Below are 22,820 nucleotides of genomic sequence, written 5' to 3' on the forward strand. Positions count from 1 at the left end.
AATCCAGTCGGCACCGCCTTATCCAGATAGGGGGCGCCCTGAATTGCTTCGGCTCCGCCTCGCAATGACGGGAGTGGCCGTAGCGCATTGAAAACGGCCGCGCTCGCGCGCATATGCCCGGCGCGATTTCCCAACCTGACCCGGAGGTTCATTCCGTGAGCGAGACGATCGAGCGGCACGAATTCGGTGCGGAGGTGGGCCGCCTCCTCGACCTCGTGGTGCACGCGCTCTATTCCGACCGCGAAATCTTCCTGCGCGAGCTGGTCGCCAACGCCGCCGACGCCATGGACCGGCGGCGCTTCGAGGCCCTGACCAGCGCGTCGAGCGCCCTGCCGCCGGATGCGAAGGTCCGCATCGCCCCCGACAAGGAAGCCCGCACCCTCACCATCTCCGATGCGGGCATCGGCATGGCCAAGGACGACCTCGCGTCGAGCCTCGGCACCATCGCCCGCTCGGGCACCCGCGCCTTCTCGCAATCGCTGGAAGCCGCCAAGGCCGAGGACCGGCCGAGCCTGATCGGCCAGTTCGGCGTGGGGTTCTACTCCGCCTTCATGGTGGCCGACCGCGTCACCGTCACGTCGCGCAAGGTCGGCGCCGACGAGGCCTGGACCTGGGCCTCCGAGGGCCAGGGCAGCTACACCCTCGAACCCGGCACCCGCGCCGAGCCCGGCACCGACATCGTCCTCCACCTCAAGGAAGACGCGGACGAGTATCTCGAACCCTACCGGCTCGATCACCTCGTGCGGAAATGGGCGGACTTCATCACCGTCCCCGTCGCCATCGTGCGCGACGGCAAGGACGAGGCGGCGAACCAGGGCACCGCCCTGTGGCGCAAGCCGAAATCCGAGATCACCGAGGAGCAGTACACCGAGTTCTATCACTCGGTCGGCATGAACTTCGACAAGCCCTGGGCGACGTTGCATTGGCGTGCGGAAGGGCAGCTCGAATTCTCGGCGTTGCTGTTCGTGCCGGGCTCGAAGCCGTTCCAGCCGCTGGAGAACGACCGGAACAGCAAGGTGCGCCTGCATGTCCGGCGCATGTTCATCACCGACGAGGCCGAGTTGCTGCCGTCGTGGCTGCGCTTCGTGCAGGGCGTGGTGGACACCGAGGATCTGCCCCTCAACGTCTCCCGCGAGATGTTGCAGACCACTCCGGCGCTCGCCCGAATCCGCAAGGCCGTCACCGGCCGGGTGATCACCGAGCTCACGAACCGCGCCAAGAAGGGCGAGGATTACGAGAGCTTCTGGGAGAATTTCGGCCCGGTCCTCAAGGAAGGCATCTACGAGGATTTCGAGCGCCGCTCGGAGATCGCGCCGCTGCTCCGCTTCCGCTCCTCGGCGGTGGAGGGCTGGACGTCGCTGGCCGATTACATCGCCCGCATGAAGGACGGGCAGGATGCGATCTACTACCTCGTCGCCGACGATCAGGAGGCACTGAAGTCTTCGGCCCAATTGGAGGGCTTCAAGGCCCGTGGGCTCGAAGTGCTGCTCCTGTCCGACCACGTGGACGCGTTCTGGCCGGAGCAGCTCGGCACCTACGAGGGCAAGTCCCTGACCTCGGTGACGAAGGGCAATCTCGACCTGTCGAAGTTCGCCCCCGAGGGGGGCGATGCGGAGCCGGCCGAGGGGATCGACGCCTTCGTGGCGGCGGTGAAGTCGGCGCTCGGCGACGAGGTGGCGGATGTCCGCGTCACCGACCGTCTGGTCGACAGCGCGGTGGTCCTGTCCGCCGGCGGCCCCGGACCCGACCTTCAGATGCAGCGGCTGCTTCGGCGGGCCGGGCGGGTTGGTGCCGGCAAGCCGGCGCTGGAAATCAACCCGCGCCACGCGCTGATCCGCTCGCTCGCAGCTGCCCCCGAATCAGATCTGCCCGAGTCGGCCGGCATGCTCCTCGACCTCGCGCGGATCCAGGATGGCGACAGCCCCCGCGACCCCGCCGCCTTCGCGCGGAAGGTCGCTGCGGCCCTCGCATCGGCCCGCTCCGTAGGCGCGTAAGGGGATAAGGCGTGACGGGGCGCACCTGCCGCGCCCCGTCGTGATTGATCATTCCGAAACGTAGGAGCCATAACTTCGCCACCGGTCGGGGTCATTCCGACCGGATGCGCGGGCGCGGTGGGGGCCGCAGGCGCACTCTGATTTCCACGGCGAGGATCAAAAGTCCCGCCCATTGGACGCGACATGAATCTCGTCGAGGCTGAAGCCGGCAATGGACAGGCGGTCGCGGCAGCGCGCAGCCGTGTCCACGCCCATGCCTATCGCCACAGCGGACGCGTCCGGCGTCTGCGGCGGTTGATCCCCGTGGTGGCCGGCGGTGCCACGGCGGTGCTGCTTGCCTATCTCTTCAACCCGTTCGCGAGCGGCATCTCGGGCGTGTCCGTGGGGCCGGTGACGCTCGCGGGCTCCAAGGTGAGGATGGAGAATCCCCGCCTCTCCGGCTTCCGCAAGGGCAACCGCGCCTACGAGGTCACGGCGGATGCCGCGTTGCAGGACGTGCGCAAGCCGAGCCAGATCGAGCTGCAGCAGATGCGCGGCCACATCGCCACCGACGACCAGGGCGGGCTCGCCCGGCTCTCCGCGGCGTCCGGCCTGTTCGACAGCGCCCGCGAGGCTTTGGACCTCAAGGACGACATCCGCGTCTGGACCGACAAGGGCGAGGAAGCGCGCCTGAGGACGGCGGCCATCGCCTTCAAGACCGGCTCCATCGTCTCGAAGGAGCCCGTCACCGTCACGACACCCAAGGGCGTCGTCGATGCGGACGGGCTCGACGTGGTGGAGAACGGCAAGGTCATCTCGTTCATCGGCAACGTCCATGTGCTCATCAATGGGCAGGGCGCGGACGCGGCCAAGGGTGACGCGCTGAAGGGCACGATCCTCACCTCGGATGCCGAGCCTGTGGAGCGGCGGCCATGAGCGCGCTGAAGACGGTCGCCGCCGCGCTGGCGCTGGGGCTCGCCTTCGCCGCTCCGGCTCATGCCGAAAAGCCGGCCAAGGATACGTCCTCCGCGTTCGGCAACATCGGCGGCGGCGGCAAGGAGCCGATCAAGATCGACGCCGACCGGCTCGACGTTTTCGACAAGGAAAACAAGGCAATCTTCGCCGGCAACGTCGTCGCCGTGCAGGGCGAGAGCACGATCCGCTGCACGACCATGACGGTCTACTACAAGCGCGGGAAGGACAAGGCCGAGGGCGGCGACGAGCCGGCACCGAAGAACCCGGCCGAGAACGGCATCAAGAAGGTCGAGTGCGCCGGCCCGGTGACGGTGACGCAGAAGGATCAGGTCGCCACCGGCGACAACGCCGTGTTCGATCAGGATGCCAAGCGCATCGTGCTCACCGGCAACGTCGTGCTGAGCCAGTGCCAGAACGTCACGCGCGGCCAGCGGCTCGTCTACGACATGGCGAGCGGCCGGGCGAACATGGACCCCGTCGCCGGCGGACGCGTCTCGGCGATGTTCGTGCCGGGCGAAAAGTCCGACGGCAAGGAAACCAAGGCGAAGGGTTGCTCCGTGCCCCCGGCGAAGCCGCGGGCGCAAGCCAATTGAGCGACGCCGTGGCTTTCCAGGCCGGGCCGGCGGCAGCGGCCCGCCCCTCTCTCCTGTCGCGGCTGTTCGGCCGCAAGGCGCCGCCGCCGCAGGGCGTGGAGGCGCAGGCCGAGCCCGTCGCGGCCCAGGCCGATGGCGGCCCGGGCATCCTCTGCGTGCGCGGCCTGCGCAAGAGTTACGGCGCGCGCACCGTGGTCCATGAGGCGGGGCTGACGGTCCATACCGGCGAGGCGGTGGGGCTGCTCGGGCCGAACGGCGCGGGCAAGACCACGATCTTCTACATGATCACCGGCCTCGTCGCCGCCGACCGGGGTGATATCACCCTCGACGGCCTCCCGATCACCCACCTGCCCATGTATCAGCGGGCGCGTCTCGGCATCGGCTACCTGCCGCAGGAAGCCTCGATCTTTCGCGGCCTCTCCGTCGAGGACAATATCCGCGCGGTGCTCGAGGTGGCCGAGCCCGACCGCAAGGAGCGGGCGCGCAAGCTCGAATCCCTGCTGGAGGAGTTCGACATCGCGCGTCTGCGCAAGTCACCGTCCATCGCCCTCTCGGGCGGCGAGCGGCGGCGCTGCGAGATCGCCCGCGCGCTGGCCTCTTCGCCGACCTTCATGCTCCTCGACGAGCCCTTCGCCGGCATCGACCCGATTGCGGTGGGCGATATCCAGGATCTGGTTAAGCACCTGAAGCAACGCGGGATCGGCGTTCTCATCACCGATCACAACGTGCGCGAGACTCTAGGCCTGATCGACCGCGCCTACATCGCCCATTCGGGCCGGATCCTCACCGAGGGCACGCCCGAGGAGATCGTGGCGAACCCGGACGCGCGGCGCCTCTATCTCGGCGAGGATTTCCGGCTCTAACTGCCGAGCCTCAGCCCTTCCAGTTCTTAAGCGCCGCGAAGGGGCTGTCCGAGCCCGCCGGCTTGTCCGGGTTCAGCACCGGCTCGACCTGCGCAATCGCGTCGGCCAGCGAGAAGGCCGAACCGCTCTGCAACCGTCCTCCGGCCGCGTCCCGGTGTCCGCCGCCCCGGAACAGGCGCGCGCCATCGAGCGCGGTGCCGTCGACCGAGCGGAAGGAGAGCGTGCCCATCCGCTGAACGTTGACCACGCGCTTCGTCCGCCCGGCCTCCATGATCCGGTCGGACACCCGTTGGAACATGCCGGAATCGAGCCCGAAGGACAGGAGCGTGCCGTCCTTGAGCGGGCGGAACAAGGTGTCGGAGCGCGCGAGCGCGCGGGCAAGGCGCGAGCGGGTGGTGAGGCCGGAATCGTCGTCGGGCTCGCTCTTGAGCAGATCGTCGACGATGGTCGTGCGGATCGTCACCGCATCCTGCTCCAGTTGCGCCGGGGTGGCGCCCTCGCGCAGGCGCGTGCCGGCGGCGATGAGGAGGGCCGAAACGAACCGGTCGTGCCAGGGATGTCCGGGCGGGATCAGGCCGGTGGCGTTCTCCCAGAAGATCTCGTCGAGGGCGATGCCGCCGGGGAAGGCCGCGCTCTCCTTGCGCCACAGATCGAGGGCGTCGATGGCAGCGATCAGCGCCGCTAGATCCTCCGCCCGCTCGGGTTCGTGCGTGGCGAAGAGGGCGCGATGCGTCATCGTCATCGCCGTCGCGCAGGAATCCTCTTCGATCAGCACCGTGATCGCCGGATCGCCCAGATCGGACCGCGACAGGCCGGGGCGCTCGGCCACGGGGGCCGGCTCCAGGCCCTGGCGCGCCAGCTGCTCGCTGGAGGAGGCATGGTGATCGAGCACCACGAGCCTGTGCTTGTCGCCCTCCCGCTTCTTGTTCATCGCCGCGAAGCGCTTCAGGCCGGCGATGGTCTGCTCTTCGAGGCCGAGATCCGTCATCAGCAGCGTCTCGGCCGCTTGCGTCTTGCCGAGCCGCTTCACCTCTTCCTCGAAGACCGGGCCGACATCGCTGTAGCGCGGAACGTGGATGACGCGGTCCATCTCGGCGCAGGCGGCAGCGACGGTCGAGGCGCCGTAGCCGTCGAGGTCGTGATGGGTGATCTGGGTCAGGCGCACGCGCTCTCGGCTCCGGTCTTCGGGGTTCGGTGGTCTGTACGCTGCCTATACGCCGCAGGCGAGAGAGCCGTGGACGGATCTTTCGCCGGCCGCGTCGGGTCGCTTCATGCAAGCTGTGGTTAAGCAAGCCCTGAAAGGCAGCGCTCCGGCGGCCGTGAATGGCGTTCAAGTCGTCAAGCCCTTGGCGAACAAGCCGTTACTGTCGGCGTGCGCCGTTAACCAAAGTTAACGAAGGGAGTGCTCGGGGCAAGGAAAGTTCAGGCGCTGCCCGCTGCTCACAGCATTAACCTTTTGTTAAGGGGCCGATTGCCGTCAGGCCTCCGTCGTGAGAGCTTTCGTTAACGAGAGCTAAACGGTTGGGTCACGGCGATGCGGTTCGCGGCGAACACGATGAGGGATGCGGCCACGGCGCTTCGGCGCGGTCTGGCCGTCTTCGCCCTCGCCACGGCCGCTCTCACCGGTGCGGCCTCCGCCCAGGCGCTGGCGAGCCTTCCGAACGGCGATGTCGGAGCCCGCATCCGGGGCGATGCCAAGCCGATCGCCGCCTGGAGCACCTTCTGCCAGGATTACGCCGCCGAATGCGCCATCGACCGGACCGAGCCGGCGCGCATCACCCTCACGCCCGCCATCTGGAACACGATCGTCGCCGTCAACCGCCGGATCAACAAGTCGGTCGAGCCGATGACCGACATGGAACACCTCCACGTCGCGGATCGCTGGGACCTCGCCGAGGACGGCATCGGCGATTGTGAGGATTTCCAGCTCCTGAAGCGTCACCTGCTGGCCGAGGCCGGTCTGCCGCGCCGGGCCATGCGGATGACCGTCGTCATCGACGAGAAGGGCGAGGGCCACGCCGTGCTCACCCTCATCACGGATCGCGGCGACCTCGTGCTCGACAACAAGACCAACGCGATCCTGCCGTGGCACCGCACCGGCTACGTGTTCATCAAGCGCGAGAGCCAGGATGCAGTGGCGTGGGTGTCGCTCGGCGGCGCCACCTCGCCCGTCACCACCGCCAACCGCTAACGCATTGTAGTTTCGGCATTTTCTTGCGCCGAACCGGCATCCACTTCGGCGGAAAATGCTCTAACGCAGGAAGGTCGGGGCGATCCACCAGCCCGGATGGGCGGCGCGCAGGCGCTTGGCCGCGACCATCGCCGCCTGACGGTCCGCGAAGAGGCCGAACACCGTCGCGCCTGAACCCGACATGCGCGCGAGCCGGCTGTTCTGGCCGCGCAGGGCCGAGAGGCATTCCCCGATCACCGGCGCCACCGTGAGGGCCGGCCCTTCGAGGTCGTTTCGCGCCGGGGCGATGCACGCCAGCAGCGTATCGGCATCCGCATCGGCCGGGATGAACGGATGGTTGGTGCCGCTCAGGGTCTGGCCCACCGAGAGCCCGAGCGCCTTAAAGACCGGCGCCGTCGGCACTGGCACGCCGGGATTGATCAGCACCGCCGGCAGCGGCGCGATGCCGAGGGCGACGCCGACATCCTCCCCCGCGCCGCACATCATGCGCGCCAGCGGGTCGAGGCAGACCGGGACGTCGGCGCCGGTCTCCCGCGCCGCTTCCACGAGCGCGGGATGGTCGAGGGTGAGCCCGTTGAGGCGGGCAAGGAGCCGCAGGGCCGCCGCCGCATCGGACGATCCGCCGCCGATCCCCGCCGCCACCGGCAGGCGCTTCACGAGATGGAACGCCCCGACCTTCAGATCCGGCACCTTGGCCGCGAGGCCGCGCGCCGCGCGGATCACGAGGTTGTCCGCGTCCGGCCCGGCCGGGCCGGCGGTCGGACCGCTCACCGTCAGGGACAAGTCCGCGCCCGGACGCAGGGTGAGCCGGTCGGCGATGCCGGCGAAGGCCACGAGGCTTTCGAGCACATGGTAGCCATCCGCCGGGCGCCGTCCGAGGACGTGCAGCGTCAGGTTCACCTTGGCGGGGGCGCGGTCGGTCAGGAGGGTCACGGGGAGTCCGCCGGCAAAGTGGTCAGGCGCGGTCGGGGTACAGGCCGGAGGGACCGGCGGCAAGGTTGTCTCAGTCGAGGGGATGCGCCCGGAAGGGCAGCAGGTCTCCGGGGCGCACCGCCTCGATCTCCTCGGTGAGTTCCGCGAGCCCATCGCTCGCCGCTAGTCCCGAGAGGGCACCGCCGGGGGCGGGCACGACCTCGGATAGGCCATCCGTGCCCGTGCGCAGGCAGACCCGGAGATATTCCCGCCGCCCGAGGCGCTTCGTCATGGCGAAGCCGCTGCGCACCAGGGGGAGCGGCGGTTCCGCCCCCGCACCGCTCAGGTGCCGGAGCACCGGGAGCAGGATCGCCAGCGCCGTCACATAGGCCGCGCCGGGATTGCCGGGCAGGCCGATGAAGGGCGTGCCGCCGACGTCACCGAAGGCCAGGGGGCGGCCGGGCTTGATGGCGAGGCGCCACAGGGTCAAGGCGCCGGCCTCGCTCACCGCCGAGCGGACATGATCCTCCTCGCCGACGGAGACGCCGCCGGAGGTGACGATCAGATCGAACTCCTCCGCCGCCTCGGCCAATCTGGTCATGAGGGCCGATGGCTCGTCCCGCAGGATGCCGAGCGGGTGGGGCAGGGCGCCCCATCGTGAGAGGAGCGCGGCCAGCATCGGGCCGTTGGCGTCGTGGATGCCGGCCGGCGAGAGACTGTGGCCGGTGGCGGTCACTTCGTCGCCCGTCGAGAAGACGCCGACCCGAAGCCGCCGACGCACCATCATCTCGCGAAGACCGAGGGCCGACGCGAGGGCGAGGTCGCGCGGGCCGATCCGCCGGCCTGCGGGGAGGGCGATGCTGCCGCGCGCGACATCCTCACCGGCGCGGCGGCGATTGGCGCCCTGCGCGATCCCCGCCGGGAGCCTCACCCTCTCGCCATCGAGGCGAACATCCTCCTGCATCGCGACGGTGTCGGCACCGGGGGGCAGGGGCGCCCCGGTGAAGATCCGCGCCGCGCTGCCGGGCGGGATCTCCGGCACGGCCTTGCCGGCCGGCACGCGCGCGGCGACGGGCAGAGGTTCGTCCCCGAGGTCAGCGAAACGGAAGGCGTAGCCGTCGACGGCGGAATTATCGAAGGGCGGCAGCGCGAGCGGCGCCGTCACGTCGGCCGCCAGAATGCGGTTCACCGCCTCGCTGACGGGCACGGTCTCGGCCTCGGCGACGACCGCGAGCCGCTCGCGGATCAGCGCGAGGGCGTCGGAGACCCGCATCGGCGCGGGGGCGTCGCAACTCCGAGAGGTCATGGCACGGAACTGACAGAGGGGCCGGGTGGTGTCACCACGGATTGCGGCATGCGCAACCGGGGATCAAGCCCGGCGCGGGTATCGCGCCATCGCGACAATCCCTTAAGCTCAACCCATGAAATCGGTCTCCGTCCTCGCCTGCCAACGACATCACTTCGCGATGCCGGACGGCGTGAGCTACCTCGATGCCGCCGCTTGGTCGCCTTTGCCACGCGCGGTGAAGGCGGCCGGGGAAGCCGGCATCCACGCCAAGACCCAGCCATGGGATCATTCCCGGCTTGATTTCCCCGAGCAGACCGAGCGGGCCCGTGCGCTCGCGGCGCGGCTCATCGGCGCCTCGGCCGACGACATCGCCATCGTCGGCTCGGTCAGCCACGCGATGGCGACCGTCGCCCAAAACCTGAAGCCGGAGCCCGGCGGGCGCATCCTGCGCGTGGATGACGAGTTTCCCTCGCTGTGCCTGCCCTTCGACCGGCTGGCCGAACGCCTGGGCCTGACCGTCGAGGTGATCGCGCGGCCCCCGGATGGCGATTGGACGGCGGCCCTGCTCGCCGCCATCGCCCGGGAGGGCGCGCCACCGCTCGCAATCGCGACGCTCACCCCCGCCCATTGGACGGACGGCACGCTCATCGATCTCGACCGGCTCGCGCCCGCCGTGCATGCGGCCGGAGCGAGCCTCGTCATCGACGCGACCCAGGCCGCCGGCGCGATGCCCGTCGACGTCGCCCGCTGGCGGCCGGACTTCTTGGCCTTCCCGACCTACAAGTGGGCGCTCGGCCCCTATGGCCTCGCCTTCCTCTACGCGGCGCCGCATCGCCAGGATGGGCTTCCGTTGGAAGAGAACAGCGGCAACCGTCCTCCGGCGAAGGGCGCACGGCGCTACGACCGGGGCGAGTTGCACGATCCCGTCGCCCTGCCGATGGCCGCCGAGGGCATGGCGCTCATCGTGGACTGGGGCGCGGAGCCGATCTCACGCTCTCTCGGCGACCTCACGCAGCGCCTCGCGGACGGGTGCGCGACCCTCGGTCTCCGCGTGCCGCCCCGCGCTGGCCGTGTGCCGCACATCCTCGGGGTCAGGCTGCCGAACGTGTTGCCGGAAACCATGATCGCCCGGCTGGCCGAGCGTCACGTTTATGCCAGCGCGCGGGGCGGCGGCCTGCGTTTCAGCCCGCATGTCTGGGCGAACGCGGACGACATCGAGTCCTGCATCGCGGCGCTCGGCGCGCTTCTGTGAACACCGCGTTTTCTCGCACGCGGCACTGGTGCCGGGATGGGTGCGAGGCTACATAGTGGGAGCGGGGCTGCAGAGTTCGTCAGGAGCACTATCCCCGGGGCCTTATCGACTCCCTCGGGAGCTGTCACTGGCCTCGTCCCTGGACTTGGCCAACACGGCGCCCACCTACGCTGTAGGTTTCCCGGGATCGATCCTCCAACGGCTCACGTGGCTCCGCACCCTGATCCTACCTCCCTGGCGGGCCGCAAGGCCGAGATCCGCCGATCGGCGCTCGCCGCCCGCGACGCCCTCGATCCCGACGCACGGCGCGAGGCCTGCGCGACCATCGCCACCACGCTGCTCGCCATGGCGCCGCTCCTCGCCGCGAAGCTGGTGGCGGGGTATTGGCCCATCCGCAGCGAGGTCGATCCCCGCCCGGTGATGAATGCCCTGGCCGAGCGCGGCACGCGCATCGCCCTGCCGCACGTCACCCCCGATGGCCTCGTCTTCCGCGAATGGACACCCGGCGCGACGCTGGTGCGCGGCGGCTTCGGCCTGAGCGAGCCCGATCCGTCCCTGCCGGAGGTCGCGCCCGACGCGCTTCTGGTTCCGCTAGCCGCCTTCGACCGAGCCGGCCGTCGCCTCGGATATGGGCGCGGCTATTACGACGGCGCCATCGCCCGGCTGTCCGAAGGACGCGACCTGCTGACCATCGGCATCTGTTACGCCGCGCAGGAGGTGCAGGAGGTGCCGGTGGAGCCTCACGACAAATCGCTCTCGGCCATCGTCACCGAGGCTGGGGCGTTCCATTTCGAGGGCGCGCGCGGATGAGGCTCCTGTTCCTTGGAGACGTGGTGGGGCGGCCCGGCCGGGCCGTGGTGCTCGACCGGCTCCCGGACCTGCGCGAACGGTGGCGCCTCGATTGCGTCGTCGTGAACGGCGAGAACGCGGCCGGCGGCTTCGGCATCTCCGAGGCGATCTGCGACGAGTTGATCGGCGTGGGCGCCGACGCCGTGACCCTCGGCAATCACAGTTTCGACCAGCGCGAGGCCTTGGTCTTCATCGGCCGTCAGGAGCGGCTGATCCGGCCCGCGAACTACCCGCCCGGCACGCCGGGGCGGGGCGCGACCATCGTGGAAACGGGCAACGGCGCGCGGGTGCTGGTGGTCAACGTCATGGGCCGCGTCTTCCTCGACCCGATGGACGATCCCTTCGCGGCGGTTGAGCGAGAAATCTCGGCCTGTCCGCTCGGCGCGGCGGCGGATGCCATCGTGGTCGATGTCCATGCCGAGGCGACGAGCGAGAAGCAGGCGATCGGCCATTATCTCGACGGGCGGGTCAGCCTCGTCGTCGGCACCCACACCCACACGCCGACGGCCGACCACCGGATCCTGCCCGGCGGCACCGCCTACATGTCCGATGCCGGCATGTGCGGCGACTATGATTCGGTCATCGGCATGCAGAAGGAGGAGCCGATCCGGCGGCTGATCCAGAAGACGCCCGGCTCCCGCTGGGAGGTCGCCACCGGCTCCGGTACGCTCAGCGGAATCGCGATCGAAACGGGGCCGAATGGCCTCGCGACGAAGGTCGCGGCCGTGCGGATCGGTCCGAATCTCGAAGAGTGTCGACCCTCCTTCTGGGAGTAGTCCCGTCCGGCCCTTGGCAGATCGGCCCAAGGGCGTACTATGCCGGCAAGTGCCGAACCGCACACGCCAGATGCGGATGGACGGCGCAGCTGGAGGAAAGTCTCATGCTTCAGAGCACGAGCCTCATCAAGTCGTCGTGGATCGCCGTCGAGGTCGGGCGCGAGCGGGCCGAGCGCGTGCTCGTGGTCGAGACTTACATCGCGGTGAGCCCCCTCGAGCCGAATTTCGATCCCGTGCAATACGAGAAGGTGGTCTCCTGCGTGCAGGGCGTGCTGGCCCGGCATTCCGAGATCGACCGCGCCTCGATTCTCAGCATGCACCGCGGCTCCGGCTGCACCGCCCTGTTCCGCGACAAGCCGGTCGAGGCGGCGCGCACCGCCGCCTGATCCGTTTCTAGCACAAACCAGATGGCCGTTGGCCCGGGGCTCACCGCCTCGGGCCTTTTGCGTTCCGGCCTGTCATTGACCTGTCATTAGAGTTGTTCTAATTAAGAACTACGGGCGGCGCCGGGAGCGGCTTCGCCAGACATTTTCAGGGAGAGTGGGCATGGCCGGTACTGCGAATGCGTCCTGCGAGAGCTGCCGCTTCTACGACGAGCACAAGGGCAACGGCGCCGTTGCCAAGGCCGACGAAGGCCTCTGCCGCTTCAACCCGCCGATCAGCCAGCCGGGTCCCGACACCAAGGGTCTTTGGCCCGTCGTCGCCACGAGCGACTGGTGTGGCCACTTCACCGCCGAAATGACCGCCGCCGAGTAAGCGGCGCGTCACGGGAACGTGTTTGAAGGGGCCGGTGCCAACGCACCGGCCCCTTCGCTTTTGAGCAGCCACGGTTGCGCCTGACGCAGGATGGCGTGCCGAACCGCGCTTGCTGTCATCATCCGGCCAACTTCGGGCGTGAGACGGCACCGGCAGCATCGGCGCCGCGCGTCGGCTTTGGCATCTGGCCCGCCGGCCTCCCGGCCGGGCCTCCCCATGGCCCGCGGCTCGCGATGGAGGAGAGTTCAGGGATGATGTTTCGTACCCTCAGTCGCCGCGCCGCGCCTGTCGCGCTGCTCGCGCTGGCAGCCTTCGCCGGCCCGGCCCGTGCGGCCACACCGACCGATCCCAGCGGCACCTATCTCACCGAGGATGGGCGCGCCCGCGTTCGCCTGGAGAAGTGCGGCGCCGCCAACGACAAGCTCTGCGGCTATGTCGTGTGGCTGAAGGTTCCGCTGAACGACAAGGGCGAGCCCCGGACCGACTTCAAGAATCCCGATCCGAAGAAGCAGGCCCGTCCGTCGCTCGGCCACCAGCTCATCATGGGCCTGAAGCCCAATGACGAAGCCCATTACGAAGGGCAGATCTACAATTCCGAGGACGGCAAGTTCTACAAGGTCACGATCTGGACCGAGGCGCCCGGTGAGTTGACCGTGAAGGGCTGCCTGATCGCCTTCCTGTGCAAGTCGCAGACCTGGACGAAGGTCAGCGATCTCATCCCCGGCCAGCTCGGCGGGCCGACCAACGGCCCGAACGGCCCGCGCACGGATCCCGAGTACATGCCGAAGGCGGCCGTTGCCCCGAAGCCGGGCACAAAGGCTCCGGCGGCCAAGCCCGCCGCTGCGGGCGCGCCCGCTCAGGCTCCGGCGGCCGCCACTCAGGACGACGACTGAGCCACCGCGCTTCACGAAAAAGGCCTGCCCCGGTCCCCCGGGGCAGGCCTTTTCGTTTGCGCGGATGCCGGGCGATCAGTCCTTGTCGAGGGACATGTCCGGCGCCTCGGGATTCTTCATGCCGACGACGTGGTACCCCGCATCGACGTGCAGGATCTCGCCGGTCATGCCGGCGGCCATCCCGGAGATGAGGTAGGCGGCCGTTTCCCCGACCTCGCCGATCGTCACCGTGCGCCGCAGGGGCGCGTTGTATTCGTTCCACTTCAATATGTAGCGGAAGTCGCCGATGCCGGAGGCGGCCAGCGTCTTGATCGGCCCGGCCGAAATCGCGTTGACGCGGATGTTCTTCGGGCCGAGATCGGCAGCGAGGTAGCGGACGGAGGCTTCCAACGCCGCCTTGGCCACGCCCATGACGTTGTAATGGGGCATCCACTTCTCGGCGCCGTAATAGGTCAGCGTCAGCAGCGAGCCGCCCGGCCGCAGGATCTTCTCCGCCCGCTGCGCCACTGCCGTGAACGAGTAGCAGGAGATCAGCAGCGACTTGGTAAAGTTCTCCTCGGAGGTTTCGAGGTAACGCCCCGTCAGTTCGTCCTTGTCGGAGAAGGCGATGCAGTGGACGACGAAATCGATCCCCTCGGGAAAGATGCGCCCGGCCTCGGCGAAGACCGCGTCGATGGAGGCGGCGTCGGTGACGTCGCAATGGCCGATGACCTGCGCGTCCAGTTCCTTCGCCAGGGGCTCCACGCGCTTGCGCAGGGCGTCCCCCTGGTAGGTAAAGGCCAGTTCGGCGCCATGGGCGCGGGCACTTCGGGCAATGCCCCAGGCGATCGAACGGTTGTTGGCGACCCCAAGGATCACCCCCCGCTTGCCTGCCAGAATCCCGTGCCCGTGTTCCGCCATGACGCTTCCCGGAGTAACGCGGCGCCGGTAGCGCCGGGGGTTCCCTTAGCGGAGGCGCGTCGGTGACGGAAGTCCGGCCCGCAACGGAGCGGGCCGGATTGAAGGTTTCAGCCGACTCTGGCGGCCCGGCGGGCGCGGGCGAACTCGGCCAGGGCCTCGTCGTCACCGGCCGGCAGTACGATCGCCGTGGTGGCGAAGAGATCGCCGCGTGTCCCGTCCTTCTTGGGCAGGCCCTTGCCCCGCAGGCGGAACGTCCGGCCCGAACTGGTCATGGGCGGCATCTTCATCTCGACGGCGCCCGTCAAGGTCGGCACCCTGATCGTCCCGCCGAGGATCGCATCGTCGAGCGGGACGTCCACGCTCGCCCGCAGGTCCGCCCCCTCGACCTTGAAGCGCGGATGCGGCTGGATGCGGATGGTGAGCAGCGCGTCGCCCGGCTCGGCGCGCGGGCCGCCGGGATGGCCGAGGCCGCGCAGGCGGATCGTCTGACCGTCCACCACGCCCTTCGGGATCATCACGTCAACCTCGCGGCCGGTCGGCAGGTTGAGGCGCAGCTTCTCCTCGCCGCCGACCTGTTCCAGGCTCACGATCAACTCGGCGGAGACATCCTCCCCGCGTGCGGCCTGACGCGGCCCCGGTCCGGCGCCGCCGGCACGGAAGGCCTCGCTGAAGATGTGCGAGAAGATATCCTCGCCCATGCCGCCCGCGCCCATGCCGCCCGTGCGCTGGCTGCGGGCCATCGATTCGAAATCGAAGCCGCGCCCGCCACCGCCGCCGAAGCCGCCGAACCCCTCGAAGCCGGTGGCACGGGGCTTTCCATCGGCGTCGATCTCGCCACGGTCGAACTGCTTGCGCTTTTCGGCGTCGCCCAGGATCTCGTAGGCCGAGTTCACTTCCGCGAACCGGTCCTTGGCCTTCGCATCGGTCTTGTTGCGGTCGGGGTGGAACTCCTTGGCGAGCTTGCGATAGGCCTTCTTGATGTCGGCCTCGTTCGCGGCCTTCGGCACGCCCAGAACGTCGTATGGGTTGCGCATCGGTCGTAGAATGCTTTCGGCGAAGCGGGATTGCCACGCATGTAAGACGCGTGTTGCATCTCTGCAACGGTCGTATCAGCGAAAGTCTGCGCGAAACAGGCCGCCGTCAAGCGTCGGAATAGCGCCTCCCGCGCATCGCCATGGTGGGTGTGCAGGCGTAAGCTCTTCCGATCCACCATCGATGCCGGAAGCCATGACCTACCGTTGCGATCACGTCCATTTGCGCAGCCGCGATCCCGTGTCGGCCGCCGCTTTCTACACCGCGATGTTCGGCGCGCGGGAGACCGGCCGGGTGGGTGACGACCCCGTGCAGCGGATGATCCTCGACCTCGGCGGCCTGACGATCTTCATCGAGCAGGCGACCGCCGATGTTCATCCGCCGCTGACGTCGCCTTGTCTCGGCATCGAGCATATCGGCCTGGCGGTCGAGGACATCGAGGCCGCGATGGCGGAGCTGAAAGGGCGCGGCGTGGCGTTCCGCACCGATATCATCGAGCGCGGCCCCAACCTGCGCATCGCCTTCCTCGACGCCCCCGACGGGGCGGTCATCGAGTTGCTCGAACGGCGCTGATCGCCGCTACCCGCCCGTGCTCGATTCGACGCAGCGGGTCCGCCGTTCGCTCTCGGGATCGGTCGCGACGAAGCGGTTCTGGGGTGGGTCGATCTCCACCAGTCCGGCGTCGCTGTAAATGGCGCCGAGCACCGTCTGGTAATGATCCCTCACACGGGCATGGCAGTCGCAGGAAATGGCTTCCATCCGGGTTCGGTCGAGGATGGTGATGCGACCGCGACCGACCTTGATCAGCCCCTGCTCCTGCAGGATCCGCAGGATACGGGTGAGATAGGTCCGCTGGACGCCGAGCATCGCCGCCAGGAGCTCGTGCGTGATCGGCAGGACCGGAGAACCAATCCGGTCGTGGAGGGTCTGAAGCCAGCGGAGGCAGCGCTGCTCGATCGGATGCAGGGCGTTGCAGGCCGAGGATTGCAGCACCTGGGCGAGCAGGCAATCCGAGTAGCGGGCGAACAGGTCGCGGATGTAGCGCGACTGGCGCTTCGCCTCCTGAAGGGCCGCGGACTCGATCCGCAGCATCGGCCCGGCGATCTGCACGACGGCGTGCGTGGAGGCCGGAACATAGCCTTGGCTGACGATACCGCCGACCGCCCCCTCATGCCCGATGGTCGCCGTCTCGGCGCTCCGGCCGTCTCGGGTAATGATCACCAGAGTGACCACGGCGTGGTCGCAGGGAAACGTGATGTGCGTCACGGGCGCGCCCGCCTCGAAGATCGTGGCGCCCTTGGCGTAGCTCACGGGTTCGAGGTGCGGCACCAAGAGTTCGCGGTCGAAGCCGCGCAGCGCCTTCAGCAGCAGATTGGTTTCGAGGCGGGCGGTCGGTTCGGCGGGCATCGCGTTGTTTTTGGCGTCTGTAATTCCTACTCCCTAGCCATCCCGCAGAGTGGCGTCTGTTCAACATTAGACCATGAACTGACAAATTTTGCTAATTCATAAAAGTTTTGGCAAGTCGTCACCTGAATGCTACTTATCCGTGCAAACGCCCTGCGACGACAAACGCTTGTGTTCTCTCGGATCACAGTCCGTTGAAAGGAAGGACGCCCAATCGGAGGGTGTCCCGTAGAAGGCGTTGCGGTCGACGTCTCCGCGAACGCCTGGGACGCGGCCGGTTGAGGTGAACTGCCACAGCATCCAACGACGGTTCACGAAGCGCTGTTCCGGCTCGGCGGCGGTGGAGCGCAGCCAATGCGGGTAATCCGGCAGCTCACCCTCGAGAACGTCCTTGTGGAACGTGATGTCGGTGTAAATGATCGGGCGCTTGCCGGTATAGCGCTCCATCTCCTCCAGCATTTCCTGCACCATCGCCAAGGCCTGCTCCTTCGGGAGCTTGCGCGGGCAGGTCTGGGAGTGGCCGTTCCACTCGACATCGAGGACCGGGGGAAGGGCGGTCGGGTCGTTCGGGACGTTCTTCTTGAACCAGTTCATCTGCTCCCGCGCCGAACGGCACCAGAACACGAAATGGTAGGCCCCGCGCGGGATGCCGGCGGCGGCGGCGCCATCCCAGTTCGCGCGGAAGCGCTCGTCCACGTGGTCGCCACCCTCGGTCGCTTTGATGAAGGCGAACTGAGTGCCTGCGGCGCGGACGGACGCCCAATCGACGTTCCCCTGCCATTTGGAGATGTCGATGCCCTGGATCGGGTGGAGCTTGGCCTTGGCCACGCCCGGGTGGGGCTTCACGTCGCCCTTGGTGGGGTAGAAATCGGGGTTGTTGGAACAGGCGGCGAGCCCGGCGAAAGTCGCCACCGCAAGCGCCCGACGTGCCGTCCGCACCCATGCCGACAGCGACGCCCCCAGAGCGTCCCCGAAGTACGGTGCAGAAACTCGATCCCGCGACATCAGCGCCACCGCCCGTTTCTCAGAAAAGCGCTTACGACAGGCCTATTCGATGACCCCTGTGCAGTTAACGGACCTTTGCGATCAATGCGGCGGAATTCCGGGATGCGTTGCCGGCCAGCGACATACTCACAGCCTGTTGGACTTGGAGACGGCGCCGGAAGCGCCTAAGTCCCGGCAAAGCAAGGGAAGTCGGGACGCCTCGGCGTGAGCAACACCGTGTTTACCATCGGCTACGAAGGCCTCGACCCGGAGCGGTTGCGCGATGCGCTGCGTTCGGCCGGGGTCGCCGTGCTGGCCGATGTCCGGGCCGTGGCGAATTCGCGCAAGCGCGGCTTCTCGAAGGGGGCCCTGAAGGCGGGGCTGGAGGAGGCGGGGCTCGGCTATGCGCATCTGCGGGCGCTCGGCACGCCGAAATCCGGCCGCGAGGCCGCCCGCGCCGACGATGCCGCGCTCCTGAAGCGCATCTACTGCGAGGAAGTCTTGGAAACGTCCGCGGGCATCGCGGCGCTCGACGAACTGGCCATCCTCGCGGAGAAGGCACCGACGTGCCTGCTCTGCTTCGAGCGGGATCCGTCGCGCTGCCATCGCCGCCTGCTGGCCGAGCGGCTGGCGCCGCGCGGCTTCGTGGTCGAGGACTTGTTCGGCTGAAGCCTCAGGGCTGCGCGATCGCCTGGACGCGGGCGCTGACGGCGTCCGCGAAGCGCCGCATCGGCTTCAGCGCGGCGCCGAGCAGCGCGTTCGGGCGCTCGGCGCGTGCCTCCGGCCGGCGCCGGTTCGGATCGGCCTCCGGCGCCACCGGCAGGTAGAGCGCCTCGAAGAACGAGATCTCCATCAGCCGCGCGCCGGCCTCGTCGGTGACGAGGAGCGCGGCGTCGAGGAGCTTGGCCTCGCCGCCATGGCGCTGGACGAGGCCGCGCACCACCGTCGATGCGACGAAGCGCAGGGCGGCCGCATCCGCGACGTCCTGGCCGACGCGATCCGAAATGACCTTTCCGTTGACGACGATGTTGAAGAAGGCACGCATGAGGGCGAGGCTTTCTTACGAGTGAGGCCGGGCGGCCGGGTTCAGGCGGCCTCGACGTCCTGGGTGGGTTCGGGGGCCGATTTGGGATCGAAGGCGTCGGCGAGCAGGCCGATGCGCCGGGCCATGTCCCGCACCTCGTTGAGGGCGATCGACTTCTGGCCTTCCTTCACAGCCCGCGTGATGTCGCTCACCTGGGCCGTCGCGATGCGCTTCAGTTCCTCGGCGAGTTGCTGGCTTGTCATCATGTCCGCTGTCCGGCGAAGGAATGCGGGCAGGTTCGGCCGGTCTCGTTACCATGTCGTGTCTTCGGCCGGTAAATTGCTGTGGATTGAGGGGATCGCCGGCTCGATCACGCTTCCTGTTGCGCCCTCCGGCCTGCGCGCTACCTCCGGCACCGGCCGCCCTCAACGCTCAGGACCGCAGCGATGGACTTCGCCCTCTTCCTCGACTTCGACGGAACCCTCGTCGACATCGCGCCCAGGCCCGATGCCGTGACGGTCGAAACGGGGCTGATCGACAACCTCGAAGCGCTGCGGACGCGGCTGGGCGGAGCGCTCGCGATCGTCAGCGGCCGCCCGATCACGCAGATCGACGGCTTCCTCAGCCCCGCCGTGCTGGACGCGGCCGGTCTGCATGGGGTCGAGCGGAGGCGCGAAGGCGAGATCGTCGGCGGCCGGCCGGAGGATCACCCGGAGCTGCGCCGTCAGGTCGCGCGCCTGCACGCGGATTCGGAAGCTCTGGCGAACGTGCTGATCGAGGACAAGGGCGCGTCGGTCGCCGTCCACTGGCGGCTGGCCAGCCCGGATGACGCACAGCGGGCCGAGGCGTTGGTGAAGGAGGCGGCGCGGGTGCTGACCAGTGCCTACCGGCTGCAACTCGGCAAGGCGGTGGGCGAGATCGTCCCAGCCACCGCGACGAAGGGCGTCGCCATTCGCACGTTCATGGAAGAGCCGCCCTACGCGGGGCGACGGGCCATCTTCCTCGGCGACGACAAGACCGACGAGATCGCCTTCGCGAGCGTCAGCGAGGATGGTGGCGTGGCGGTGCGCGTCGGCGACGGCGAGACCGCCGCCGCCCGCCGCCTGCCGGACCCGGCGGCGGTGCGGGCGCTCCTCGCGTCCTGGGCCGCCGGCGCGCCGATCGACCCGGACGCGCTGCCGCCAGCCTGAGCGGCGCTTACGGCGCCATGTCGGGGACGGGCTTCACCACCGCGTCCTCGGCGGGGGCCTCGACAGGCACCGGCACCGAAGCCTCGATGCGCGGCGGCGGGGTGAGCTGCAGCGTCTCGCTCGTCATGGCGAGGGATTCGAAGGCCTTCTGCGGATCGTCGTTGAGCTTCGTGCCGTAGCTCGGGACGATGCGGCGGATCTTCTCCTGCCATTCCGGCGTCGCGACCTTCTTGGCGAAGACCTTCTCCAACACGGACAGCATGATCGGCGCGGCGGTCGAGGCGCCCGGCGAGGCACCGAGCAGGCCCGCGATGCTGCCGTCCTTCGCACTGACAATCTCGGTGCCGAGCTTCAGCACGCCGCCCTTCTCGGGGTCGCGCTTGATGATCTGCACCCGCTGGCCCGCCTGCCACAGGCGCCAGTCGCCCTTCTTGGCGTTCGGGAAGTACTCACGCAGGGCCTGATAGCGGTCCTCGTCCGACAGCATGAGCTGGCCGGCGAGGTATTCCACCAGCGGGTACTGGTCGATGCCGACGCGCACCATCGGCCACACGTTGCTCGTGGTCGTGGAGGAGAGCAGATCGAGATACGATCCTTCCTTCAGGAACTTGGTCGAGAAGGTCGCGAACGGTCCGAACAGGATCACGCGCTTGCCGCCGAGCATGCGGGTGTCGAGGTGCGGCACAGACATCGGCGGGGCGCCGACCGAGGCCTTGCCGTAGGCCTTGGCGAGGTGCAGCGACGTGACGTCCGGATTGTCGTTGATCAGGAACGAGCCGCCCACGGGGAAGCCGGCGTAATCCTCGGCTTCGGGAATACCTGACTTCTGCAACAGGTGCAGCGCCCGCCCGCCCGCGCCGATGAAGACGAACGCGGCATCGACCGTATCCTCGGCGCCGGTCTTCACGTTGCGGGTCGTCACGCGCCAGGAGCCGTCGCCGTTGCGGGTCAGGGCCTCGACTTCGGTGCCGGTCTTCAGATCGAATTTCGGCCCGCTCGTAAGGTGGCCGACGAACTGGCGCGTGATCTCGCCGAAATCGACGTCGGTGCCGATGGGCGCCCAGGTGGCGGCGATCTTCTGCTGCGGATCGCGGCCCTCCATCATCAGCGGCACCCAGGCCTTGATGCGCTCGGGATCCGTCGAGAACTGCATGCTGGCGAAGAGCGGGCTCGCCTTCAGCGCCTCGAAGCGGCGCTTGAGGAACGAGGCGTTCTCCTCGCCCCACACGAAGCTCATGTGCGGCGTCGAGTTGATGAAGCTGCGCGGATTCTTCAGGACGCCGTTCTTGACCTGCCAGGACCAGAACTGCCGGGAGATCTGGAACGCCTCGTTGATCGCGACCGCCTTGTCGATCGTGACGCGACCCTTCGTGTCCTCGGGCGTATAGTTGAGTTCGGCCAGGGCGGAGTGGCCGGTGCCGGCGTTGTTCCAGCCGTTCGAACTCTCCAGCGCGACGCCGTCGAGACGCTCGACCATCTCCATCGACCAGTCGGGCTCGAGCTCCCGCAGCCACACGCCGAGGGTGGCGCTCATGATGCCGCCGCCGATCAGCAATACGTCGACCCTGCGAGTATTGCCGGCTGCTTCCGCAATCGTCGCGGGCACGGCGGCGACGGCTGCCCCGGTCAGCGCAGTACCGATAAGTTGCCGGCGGCTGATGTCTGCGGAACTATCGTTCCCATAACGCGAGGGAGAGCAGGTGCCGTTCTCGATCATTGCTACCGGTGAATCTCTGCGAGAGTTAAATTTTATTTTCAGACACTGAAAGCGTAATTTACAGCCGCGCTCCTCGCCGAACGCGGCGCAATGCTCAAGCCTTGTGCGGTGCAATGGGGGGCCGCGTCGGGCGCAAGGGTTGGCCCGTGCTCTTCCCGTGGCGGGCGTCATTTGCCACACAGGTCGTGGGTAGCCGCGACTGTGCGGTGGAGAGGATCATGTCGATGTTCGAGTTCCCGGTGCTCATCGGCGACATCGGCGGCACGAATGCCCGCTTCGGACTTCTGGAGCGAAAGGGCGCGAAGCCACGCACGCTCTCGCACGAGGCGACGGCGGACCATCCCGATCCCTCGTCCGCGATCCGCGCCGCCCTCGGCAAAGCCGGGCAGGATGCGCCCGCGCCGCGCTCCAGCATCCTCGCCATCGCCGGCCGCGTCGACGGACCGGAGATCCAGCTCACCAACGCCCATTGGAAAGTGAGCGGCGAACGCATCGCGGGGGATTTCGACCTGTCCTCGGCGGTGATCGTCAACGATTACGTGCCGGTGGCGGCGGGCGCGGCCGAGATCGAGCCGCACGACCTGACGCCGATCGGCCATTGCCCGCCCGTCGTGGGGGGCGCCCGCGTCGTCCTCGGCCCGGGCACCGGCTTCGGCGCGGCGGCCCTGGTGCCCTACGCCTCCAGCCTCGCCATCGTCTCGACCGAGGCGGGACACACCGATATCGGCCCGGCCGATCACTTCGAGGAACAGGTCTGGCACGCCCTGGACCGTGTCGAGGATCGCATCACCGTCGAGACGGTTCTGTCAGGGCCCGGCCTCGCGCGGTTGCACGCGGCGGTGGCTCAGGTCCGCACCGGGCGTCCCCATGACAAGATCGATCCCGCCGCCGTCACCGAGGCGGGTCTGAACGCCTCCGATCCCCACGCGGTCGAGACACTGACCTTGTTCGCCCGTCTGCTTGGGCGCGTGTGTGGCGACTTGGCCCTAACCTTCCTCGCCACGAGCGGAGTCTATATCGGCGGGGGCATCGCGCCCCGCATCATTGGGGTGCTGGAAGAAAGCGGATTTCGTGCTGCCTTCGAGCGGAAGGCCCCCTTCGCGGCGATGATGCGCGGCATCCCCACCAGCGTCATCACCGTGCAGGATCCGGCGTTCAACGGGCTGTCCGCCCTGGCGAGCGAGGGCGACAAGTTCGTCTATCACGGCCAGGTCTGGCGTCGCCCGGCGTGATCCAAGCTGCCCGCGT

Annotated in this window: 25 protein-coding genes and 1 other RNA gene; 16 read left to right on the plus strand and 10 right to left on the minus strand. The window is 68.5% G+C overall.

Features of this window, described 5'->3' with window-relative positions; all coding sequences use genetic code 11:
- The first annotated feature begins 155 nt into the window (after window positions 1-155).
- The 4 genes from htpG to lptB all read left to right on the plus strand — a co-directional run bounded on the left by htpG (window position 156) and on the right by lptB (window position 4,404).
- Complete coding sequence (gene htpG, locus ACS5Q7_RS17400) at window positions 156-1,994, plus strand: molecular chaperone HtpG (RefSeq protein WP_478340536.1); 1,839 nt, start codon at window positions 156-158, stop codon at window positions 1,992-1,994.
- 183 nt (window positions 1,995-2,177) lie between these two features.
- Window positions 2,178-2,909 (plus strand): LPS export ABC transporter periplasmic protein LptC, encoded by a 732-nt coding sequence (lptC, locus tag ACS5Q7_RS17405; protein WP_478340537.1) that lies wholly within the window; start codon window positions 2,178-2,180, stop codon window positions 2,907-2,909.
- Window positions 2,906-3,541, plus strand: a complete 636-nt coding sequence (locus ACS5Q7_RS17410) for an LptA/OstA family protein (RefSeq protein ID WP_478340538.1) — start codon at window positions 2,906-2,908, stop codon at window positions 3,539-3,541. Before lptC ends, ACS5Q7_RS17410 begins: the two co-directional genes overlap by 4 nt.
- 8 nt (window positions 3,542-3,549) lie before the next feature.
- Window positions 3,550-4,404 carry an LPS export ABC transporter ATP-binding protein gene (lptB, locus tag ACS5Q7_RS17415; protein WP_478340539.1) on the plus strand — a complete coding sequence of 285 codons (855 nt, stop codon included), beginning with the start codon at window positions 3,550-3,552 and terminating at the stop codon, window positions 4,402-4,404.
- A 10-nt stretch (window positions 4,405-4,414) separates the two neighbouring features.
- Here lptB and ACS5Q7_RS17420 read toward each other — a convergent pair whose 3' ends face one another.
- Window positions 4,415-5,569, minus strand: coding sequence for a dimethylmenaquinone methyltransferase (locus ACS5Q7_RS17420; RefSeq protein WP_478340540.1), 1,155 nt, complete (start codon window positions 5,567-5,569; stop codon window positions 4,415-4,417).
- 390 nt (window positions 5,570-5,959) lie between these two features.
- Here ACS5Q7_RS17420 and ACS5Q7_RS17425 point away from each other — a divergent pair, with 390 nt between their 5' ends.
- On the plus strand, window positions 5,960-6,595 hold the full coding sequence (locus ACS5Q7_RS17425; RefSeq protein ID WP_478340541.1) for a transglutaminase-like cysteine peptidase: 636 nt from the start codon (window positions 5,960-5,962) through the stop codon (window positions 6,593-6,595).
- A 60-nt stretch (window positions 6,596-6,655) separates the two neighbouring features.
- Here ACS5Q7_RS17425 and ACS5Q7_RS17430 read toward each other — a convergent pair whose 3' ends face one another.
- Entirely contained in the window at window positions 6,656-7,528 is an 873-nt protein-coding gene (locus ACS5Q7_RS17430) for a 4-(cytidine 5'-diphospho)-2-C-methyl-D-erythritol kinase (protein ID WP_478340542.1), read from the minus strand.
- Between the two features lie 70 nt (window positions 7,529-7,598).
- Window positions 7,599-8,813: a molybdopterin molybdotransferase MoeA gene (locus tag ACS5Q7_RS17435; RefSeq protein WP_478340543.1), complete on the minus strand. Its 1,215-nt coding sequence runs from the start codon at window positions 8,811-8,813 to the stop codon at window positions 7,599-7,601.
- 115 nt (window positions 8,814-8,928) lie between these two features.
- Between ACS5Q7_RS17435 and ACS5Q7_RS17440 the strand changes: the two genes are divergently transcribed.
- The 7 genes from ACS5Q7_RS17440 to ACS5Q7_RS17470 all read left to right on the plus strand — a co-directional run bounded on the left by ACS5Q7_RS17440 (window position 8,929) and on the right by ACS5Q7_RS17470 (window position 13,321).
- Window positions 8,929-10,047 (plus strand): aminotransferase class V-fold PLP-dependent enzyme, encoded by a 1,119-nt coding sequence (locus ACS5Q7_RS17440; protein WP_478340544.1) that lies wholly within the window; start codon window positions 8,929-8,931, stop codon window positions 10,045-10,047.
- 61 nt (window positions 10,048-10,108) lie between these two features.
- A non-coding RNA gene (gene ssrS, locus ACS5Q7_RS17445) (6S RNA) lies at window positions 10,109-10,265 on the plus strand.
- The gene (locus tag ACS5Q7_RS17450; protein ID WP_478340545.1) at window positions 10,255-10,857 is read left to right on the plus strand and encodes a 5-formyltetrahydrofolate cyclo-ligase; all 603 of its coding nucleotides are present in this window, start codon (window positions 10,255-10,257) and stop codon (window positions 10,855-10,857) included. Before ssrS ends, ACS5Q7_RS17450 begins: the two co-directional genes overlap by 11 nt.
- Entirely contained in the window at window positions 10,854-11,672 is an 819-nt protein-coding gene (locus ACS5Q7_RS17455) for a TIGR00282 family metallophosphoesterase (RefSeq protein WP_478340546.1), read from the plus strand. Before ACS5Q7_RS17450 ends, ACS5Q7_RS17455 begins: the two co-directional genes overlap by 4 nt.
- A 104-nt stretch (window positions 11,673-11,776) precedes the next feature.
- Window positions 11,777-12,058 (plus strand): hypothetical protein, encoded by a 282-nt coding sequence (locus ACS5Q7_RS17460; protein ID WP_478340547.1) that lies wholly within the window; start codon window positions 11,777-11,779, stop codon window positions 12,056-12,058.
- Between the two features lie 160 nt (window positions 12,059-12,218).
- Window positions 12,219-12,428: a hypothetical protein gene (locus ACS5Q7_RS17465; RefSeq protein WP_478340548.1), complete on the plus strand. Its 210-nt coding sequence runs from the start codon at window positions 12,219-12,221 to the stop codon at window positions 12,426-12,428.
- A 251-nt stretch (window positions 12,429-12,679) separates the two neighbouring features.
- Window positions 12,680-13,321 carry a DUF2147 domain-containing protein gene (locus ACS5Q7_RS17470; protein WP_478340549.1) on the plus strand — a complete coding sequence of 214 codons (642 nt, stop codon included), beginning with the start codon at window positions 12,680-12,682 and terminating at the stop codon, window positions 13,319-13,321.
- A 75-nt stretch (window positions 13,322-13,396) separates the two neighbouring features.
- Here ACS5Q7_RS17470 and fabI read toward each other — a convergent pair whose 3' ends face one another.
- Both fabI and ACS5Q7_RS17480 read right to left on the minus strand, forming a co-directional pair.
- Window positions 13,397-14,221: an enoyl-ACP reductase FabI gene (gene fabI / locus ACS5Q7_RS17475; RefSeq protein WP_478340550.1), complete on the minus strand. Its 825-nt coding sequence runs from the start codon at window positions 14,219-14,221 to the stop codon at window positions 13,397-13,399.
- Between the two features lie 107 nt (window positions 14,222-14,328).
- Window positions 14,329-15,255: a DnaJ C-terminal domain-containing protein gene (locus tag ACS5Q7_RS17480; protein WP_478340551.1), complete on the minus strand. Its 927-nt coding sequence runs from the start codon at window positions 15,253-15,255 to the stop codon at window positions 14,329-14,331.
- A 193-nt stretch (window positions 15,256-15,448) separates the two neighbouring features.
- On the opposite strand from ACS5Q7_RS17480, the gene ACS5Q7_RS17485 reads away from it, so the two are divergent.
- Entirely contained in the window at window positions 15,449-15,826 is a 378-nt protein-coding gene (locus tag ACS5Q7_RS17485; RefSeq protein WP_478340552.1) for a VOC family protein, read from the plus strand.
- A 6-nt stretch (window positions 15,827-15,832) separates the two neighbouring features.
- Here the strand turns inward: ACS5Q7_RS17485 and ACS5Q7_RS17490 are convergent, their stop codons facing one another.
- Both ACS5Q7_RS17490 and ACS5Q7_RS17495 read right to left on the minus strand, forming a co-directional pair.
- The gene (locus ACS5Q7_RS17490; RefSeq protein WP_478340553.1) at window positions 15,833-16,660 is read right to left on the minus strand and encodes a Crp/Fnr family transcriptional regulator; all 828 of its coding nucleotides are present in this window, start codon (window positions 16,658-16,660) and stop codon (window positions 15,833-15,835) included.
- A 129-nt stretch (window positions 16,661-16,789) separates the two neighbouring features.
- Entirely contained in the window at window positions 16,790-17,662 is an 873-nt protein-coding gene (locus ACS5Q7_RS17495) for a glycoside hydrolase family 25 protein (RefSeq protein ID WP_478340818.1), read from the minus strand.
- 204 nt (window positions 17,663-17,866) lie between these two features.
- Between ACS5Q7_RS17495 and ACS5Q7_RS17500 the strand changes: the two genes are divergently transcribed.
- On the plus strand, window positions 17,867-18,310 hold the full coding sequence (locus ACS5Q7_RS17500; protein ID WP_478340554.1) for a DUF488 domain-containing protein: 444 nt from the start codon (window positions 17,867-17,869) through the stop codon (window positions 18,308-18,310).
- Window positions 18,311-18,314: 4 nt separating this feature from the next.
- Here the strand turns inward: ACS5Q7_RS17500 and ACS5Q7_RS17505 are convergent, their stop codons facing one another.
- Both ACS5Q7_RS17505 and ACS5Q7_RS17510 read right to left on the minus strand, forming a co-directional pair.
- A complete protein-coding gene (locus ACS5Q7_RS17505; RefSeq protein WP_478340555.1) occupies window positions 18,315-18,686 on the minus strand; it encodes a DUF6894 family protein in 372 nt (123 codons plus the stop codon).
- A 41-nt stretch (window positions 18,687-18,727) separates the two neighbouring features.
- Window positions 18,728-18,931 carry a hypothetical protein gene (locus ACS5Q7_RS17510; protein WP_478340556.1) on the minus strand — a complete coding sequence of 68 codons (204 nt, stop codon included), beginning with the start codon at window positions 18,929-18,931 and terminating at the stop codon, window positions 18,728-18,730.
- Window positions 18,932-19,111: 180 nt separating this feature from the next.
- Here ACS5Q7_RS17510 and otsB point away from each other — a divergent pair, with 180 nt between their 5' ends.
- Window positions 19,112-19,855: a trehalose-phosphatase gene (gene otsB / locus ACS5Q7_RS17515; protein WP_478340557.1), complete on the plus strand. Its 744-nt coding sequence runs from the start codon at window positions 19,112-19,114 to the stop codon at window positions 19,853-19,855.
- Between the two features lie 7 nt (window positions 19,856-19,862).
- On the opposite strand, the gene mqo is transcribed toward otsB, so the two are convergent.
- Window positions 19,863-21,572, minus strand: coding sequence for a malate dehydrogenase (quinone) (gene mqo, locus ACS5Q7_RS17520; protein WP_478340558.1), 1,710 nt, complete (start codon window positions 21,570-21,572; stop codon window positions 19,863-19,865).
- 224 nt (window positions 21,573-21,796) lie between these two features.
- Here mqo and ACS5Q7_RS17525 point away from each other — a divergent pair, with 224 nt between their 5' ends.
- The gene (locus ACS5Q7_RS17525; protein WP_478340819.1) at window positions 21,797-22,804 is read left to right on the plus strand and encodes a glucokinase; all 1,008 of its coding nucleotides are present in this window, start codon (window positions 21,797-21,799) and stop codon (window positions 22,802-22,804) included.
- The last annotated feature ends 16 nt before the right edge of the window (window positions 22,805-22,820 follow it).

The organism is Methylobacterium sp. Gmos3, assembly GCF_056430985.1.